This window comes from Phyllobacterium sp. (assembly GCF_037994425.1).
Lineage (GTDB): Bacteria > Pseudomonadota > Alphaproteobacteria > Rhizobiales > Rhizobiaceae > Phyllobacterium.
Window position 1 is genome coordinate 1 of record NZ_JBBNAM010000375.1, and the last position, 4,503, is coordinate 4,503.

Annotated in this window: 5 protein-coding genes; 1 reads left to right on the forward strand and 4 read right to left on the reverse strand. The window is 61.0% G+C overall.

Features of this window, described 5'->3' with window-relative positions; translation table 11 throughout:
• A partial coding sequence (locus AAAB35_RS25180; RefSeq protein ID WP_340671041.1) for a hypothetical protein occupies positions 1-218 on the forward strand: 218 nt, incomplete at its 5' end.
• A gap of 30 nt (positions 219-248) precedes the next feature.
• Here the strand turns inward: AAAB35_RS25180 and AAAB35_RS25185 are convergent.
• The 4 genes from AAAB35_RS25185 to AAAB35_RS25200 form a co-directional block, all read right to left on the reverse strand.
• On the reverse strand, positions 249-1,064 hold the full coding sequence (locus AAAB35_RS25185) for a formylmethanofuran dehydrogenase subunit C (RefSeq protein ID WP_340671042.1): 816 nt from the start codon (positions 1,062-1,064) through the stop codon (positions 249-251).
• On the reverse strand, positions 1,061-1,969 hold the full coding sequence (gene fhcD / locus AAAB35_RS25190) for a formylmethanofuran--tetrahydromethanopterin N-formyltransferase (protein ID WP_340671043.1): 909 nt from the start codon (positions 1,967-1,969) through the stop codon (positions 1,061-1,063). The genes AAAB35_RS25185 and fhcD overlap by 4 nt, the downstream gene beginning before the upstream one ends.
• Positions 1,957-3,591: a formylmethanofuran dehydrogenase subunit A gene (locus AAAB35_RS25195; protein WP_340671044.1), complete on the reverse strand. Its 1,635-nt coding sequence runs from the start codon at positions 3,589-3,591 to the stop codon at positions 1,957-1,959. Before AAAB35_RS25195 ends, fhcD begins: the two co-directional genes overlap by 13 nt.
• The coding region (locus AAAB35_RS25200) for a tungsten formylmethanofuran dehydrogenase (protein WP_340671045.1) at positions 3,585-4,503 on the reverse strand (919 nt) is incomplete at its 5' end. The genes AAAB35_RS25200 and AAAB35_RS25195, both read right to left, overlap by 7 nt.

Below are 4,503 nucleotides of genomic sequence, written 5' to 3' on the forward strand. Positions count from 1 at the left end.
TCCATGAACTTAAACCTATCATGGTCACGGCGGGAAAGTCGTTTGATCCGCAGAGCTTCAAGCTGGTGTCCACGCAAGGCCTGGTGTTCCGCATCGAAACCGACGCCCGTATCGTGATCACCCGCAAGGAGGAGCGCAAGGCCGAGCCCGAAAGGGGGCGCATCCGGTTTCAGCGACCGCGTGTCGTCGAAACCCGTCCCTCTCGAAAGGCTTCCTGATAGCCTGGCCGCCCGTCCATGCGGGCAACTCTACCGCGCGCTGCGATAGAGAAGCTCGCCCTTGCCCGAAACGGCGGTGTCACCGGCATATTTTCCCGGCCTCTGGCCGAGGAGTGGGCGCTCGAAAATGCCTTCTGCAATGAGATAACGGTCAAAGAGACTGGAAAAAGCCATGTCAGGCCGCCCGCAGGCAACAAAGGTTGGCGACAGCGCCGCGGGGTGACGATCAAAGACAAGCGAACCGCGCTTCATCAGATAGCCTGGCATTGCCCCGACCCGACCGACGACAACGATCGTTCCGGCGATCATGCGACATCCGGTATAATCCCCGCAGCCTTTGCCGATCGCAACGATGCCGCGACGCAGCCGATCACCGGCGTAATGGCCGGCTCTGCCGCGAATGACGAAAACGCCGCCTTGCATGCCTGAAATTTCGCCGGCCAGGGGCGCGCCGACATGATCACCGGCACTACCCATAAGTTCGAACCGTCCGCCAGCCATGCCCGAGCCGGCATGATCGCCAGCATTGCCTTCGATTGTCAGGCGGCCTCCCGACATCTTCCGCCCGGCCTGGCTGCCGACATTGCCGATGACGCGCAGGCTGCCCGAGTCCATGCCGGCACCGACCCGGTCAAAGCGGGCGCTGCCACCTTGAAGCACAAGGTTTTGGCGATCCGTTCCTTCTACCTTGAACAGATCGCCGACAACCGCGGGGCGGCGGCTGGTGCCGACGCGCAGTTTTTCGATCTGGGGCAGCGTCAGCCCTGAAATGGTGCTCGGCGTCAGGACTGACAGATCGAGCCACTCCATTGGCTCCGACAAAAGGGTGAAGGTCATGGCTTTCATGGCAGCAAGTCCTTCAGATGGTAGTGAAACTTGCCGAGCTTGCCGCCATAATTGCCGGCGCTGATCCGCAGTGCCCCCCGCTTCGGCCCAAGATCGATCGCAGCCTTCAGCCCTGCGCGCATGGCCGCCGCCACTGCATCGCTGGTTTCACCATCGATGACGATCTCCAGTACCGCATTGACGTCGGTTGAAAGCGCGGAATTGACCACGCCGCGCAGCGTTGGCGCAAAAGCGTCATTCGTCGAGGCCATCATGCCCTTGTATTTGCCGCCCACCTTCGAGCCGGAGCGCACGATCCCGCCTGGAAACGGCATGATCGCGCCCGGTACCTTCTCAATCGCGGCGACGGCGCGCTCGGCCACATGAAGGGCCTTGGCGTTGTCGGCTGCGAGCAAGAGGAGATTGCCTCCCCCTACCGCGTTCTTTGTAAGGCCAGTCGTTGCTTCGCAGAGGAATTCGCCATCCATGACCGGGACGCGCCAGTAATGCCGGCCACCGAACTTTTTTGATATCTGCCAGCCATCGCCGAAATAGCGCAGCGAATTGCCAAGATCGAGCGGCGCCGAGCCTTCAAGCGCTGCAAAGCATGCGCTACCCGGCGATGTGAGCACACATTGACCAAGCCGGCTTTTCAGCTGCTTTTGCAAATCGTCAGTGCTCATGGCGAAGATCATGACGCGGCAGCCGGGCCGCCCGTCCGGCGTTCGGGTTTCAGGCACGTCCATATCGATCGCAGCTTCGCAGCCACAGCCGATAACCGAAGTGGCATAGCCGGTCATGGTGATGGCCGCCTGCCGAGCCCACTTGAGCGTCGGCGCCGTTATGATGATCGCGGTCGCGCGCATGCCGAACGCCTCGGCAAACGTGTCGTCGATGAGGACTCCGTTGCGGTTCAACTGTTGCATGAAACCTCCGCAAACGGCTCCTCGCGCGCAATGGCGGCGTCTGGAAAGGTGAACCATTCCAGTGAGAGGCCATAGCGCTCCTTGTGGTAATCCTCCATACGCTTGACAATCGCCTTGTCCGCTGGAGGATTGAGCCGCAACGTCTTTCCCCAACGGTATCGCGTCACCTTGCCGTTCTTCACCACAAGCTCGCCGTTCTTGAAGACAAGTGCAGCTTCGCGAAACATCTTTGCGATGTTCTTGCCGCGCCGGTACACCGCAACATCGGCAATCGCCCCTGCCGCCAGGTGGCCCCGGTCCTTAAGACCCAACAGCCGCGCCGGCGCCGCGCGCGTCATCACCGCGATTTCCTCGAACGTATATTCGCGCCGCACGGAAGCGAGCGTCGTCAGTTCCAGCGCGCCGGCATTGAGCTCGGCCGCCTTTGCGTCGCGCGCATCGGCGCTCATCAAAAGTTCAAACAATTCCGGATAGGCGGTGAACGGCGCGCCATTGGGATGGTCGGTCGTAAAGAATACGCGCCACGGATCCGTGATGAGGAGAAACAGCTCCAGCCCCACCGCCCACTGCAGCGAGCCATAATAGTCTTGCCGGTAGCGATAGGGGACGATACCGCTGCTGCTGTTACCGTCGCCGTCGATGATGACGGATTTCTTCGGACTTGCATTTCCGGTTGCTGAAAACTGGCGCATCACATCCGAGGAAATCGTGACTGTATGTCCTAACATCACCTGACCGATGTCGATCGTAACATCGCGATTGCCATTGACGAGTTCAGCAAGGCGCGCCGCTTCAGAGGAAAACTTGCGCTTGCCTTGCGTGCCATAGCCGTAGAATTGCAGATGTGCCAGGTGGAGGGGCGTGCCTTCCGTAGCGGCAATGGTCGCCGCGGCCGTGTCTGCGCTCCCGGCAATGCCGAGATTATTGCAGTGGACATGCAAGGGATGCGGTATGCCGAGGCGCGTAACGGAAGCCTGCAGCGCCTTGACGATTTGACGCGAGGTCACGCCGTATTCAGGCACTTCATCATCGAATGCGAATGAGCGCACATTGTCCTTGAAGGCGGCGGCGGCGCCGGCATTGATCACCTTGACACCGAGTGCGCGGGACGAGCCGACGATCCAGGCGACGTAATCGTCGAGCATTGCCGAACTCTTCTCGTTGCGCAGCAGCGAAAGGGTGAAGTCGTCATTGCCGAGAATGGCGAGGGTCGCCTTGTCGATGATCGGGATATCGGCGAGTTCTAGATGCGTGTGGAGTGCAGTATGCGGGGCCATTGCCGGCTCAACCACCGTGGTAAAGCCCATCTGGGCATAAAGACTGCCCGTTTGAAACGTCGACCAGCCCGCATTGGCGAGGGGTGTGTTTGCGGGGCGCGGCTGGTGCGCGGCATGCTGTTCGGGCAGGAGCAGGCGGGCCGTGTTCACATTGCCGCCGCCAATATGCGAGTGAATATCGATAGCGCCAGCCATGACGATGCAGCCCGATACATCGTGCGTTTCGTCCGCCGCAGCGCCATCGGGCGCATCCACGATCACACCGTCCCTCATCCATAGGTCGCGCCTGCCCGTCGCGCCGCTGACCGGGTCGACGACGTCGCCCCCCATAAGACGGATCAGCATGGCAGATCCCTTCGTCCGGGAAGCGCATGTGCAACTTTATGAAGGACGCTCGATATGCTGGGCAATGCGGACGGCGCTGATGCGGCGAGCGAATGAAATGTCCCGATCCTGCTCGAAAAGGCAACGCCATCGTGATCGAGGCCGGCTTTGCCGACCGAAATCGTCACCGCCGCCCCGTCCGTTTGCCTCTCGGTCCGGCTCAACGAGATCAGGCTGACCCTGCTCTTTGGCGGCAGCGCTCCGCGTGCAGACACCCACACGTGAAGGTCCGCTTCCTTATCGCGAACCATACGCTGGGTGTCCCATCGCACGGGGTCATAGCTTGGGAGGCTATTGGAAAATCCTGTTCGGGGCGGAAAGCCGGTCATCCACAGCGATGTCAGGGCCATGCCCCAGGCATCGTCATCAGTGGGAAGAAACAGGGTGCTGGCGCGGCCTTGCCTGTTAAGGTCCGCCACGAGCCCTTGAAGCATGACAAGCTCAGGCGTGCCGGTGGTACCGGAAAAGACGAAGACCGGGAATCTGCTCTTGCCGAGTATGCTCTTCAGGCGGTCGAATTTTGCAACTGATCCCGTGTAGTTTCTTCCCTGCAGCTCGGCTCGCAGCGCGGCCAGCACGCCAGCAAGTCCAAGCCCGTGCCCGCCGAGCGCAACAGCCTTCAGCGTACGATCAAGCTTGCGCGCTGCGGTCGTCGGCTCAAGGGCGCCGTTAATGTGGAACCACAAGCGTTTCTCCCGGTCGCCAAGATCGGGTTCGGACCCTTTGAGGCTAAAAAGGAGCTCATAGTGGCAAACGGGAATCTCGCCGACGAGAACAATGAGGCTGGAGCGGCGGCGCGCCTCGCCGGGGGTCGTCGTCATTGCACCATGATCGGTGAAGAGCGCAACTTCGCCAGCCAGGGTCTCGCCAAAA

Coding starts and splice junctions, on each gene's coding strand:
- AAAB35_RS25185 (WP_340671042.1), bottom strand. CDS start 1,064: ATGAAAGCCATGACCTTCACCCTTTTGTCGGAGCCAATGGAGTGGCTC.
- fhcD (WP_340671043.1), bottom strand. CDS start 1,969: ATGCAACAGTTGAACCGCAACGGAGTCCTCATCGACGACACGTTTGCC.
- AAAB35_RS25195 (WP_340671044.1), bottom strand. CDS start 3,591: ATGCTGATCCGTCTTATGGGGGGCGACGTCGTCGACCCGGTCAGCGGC.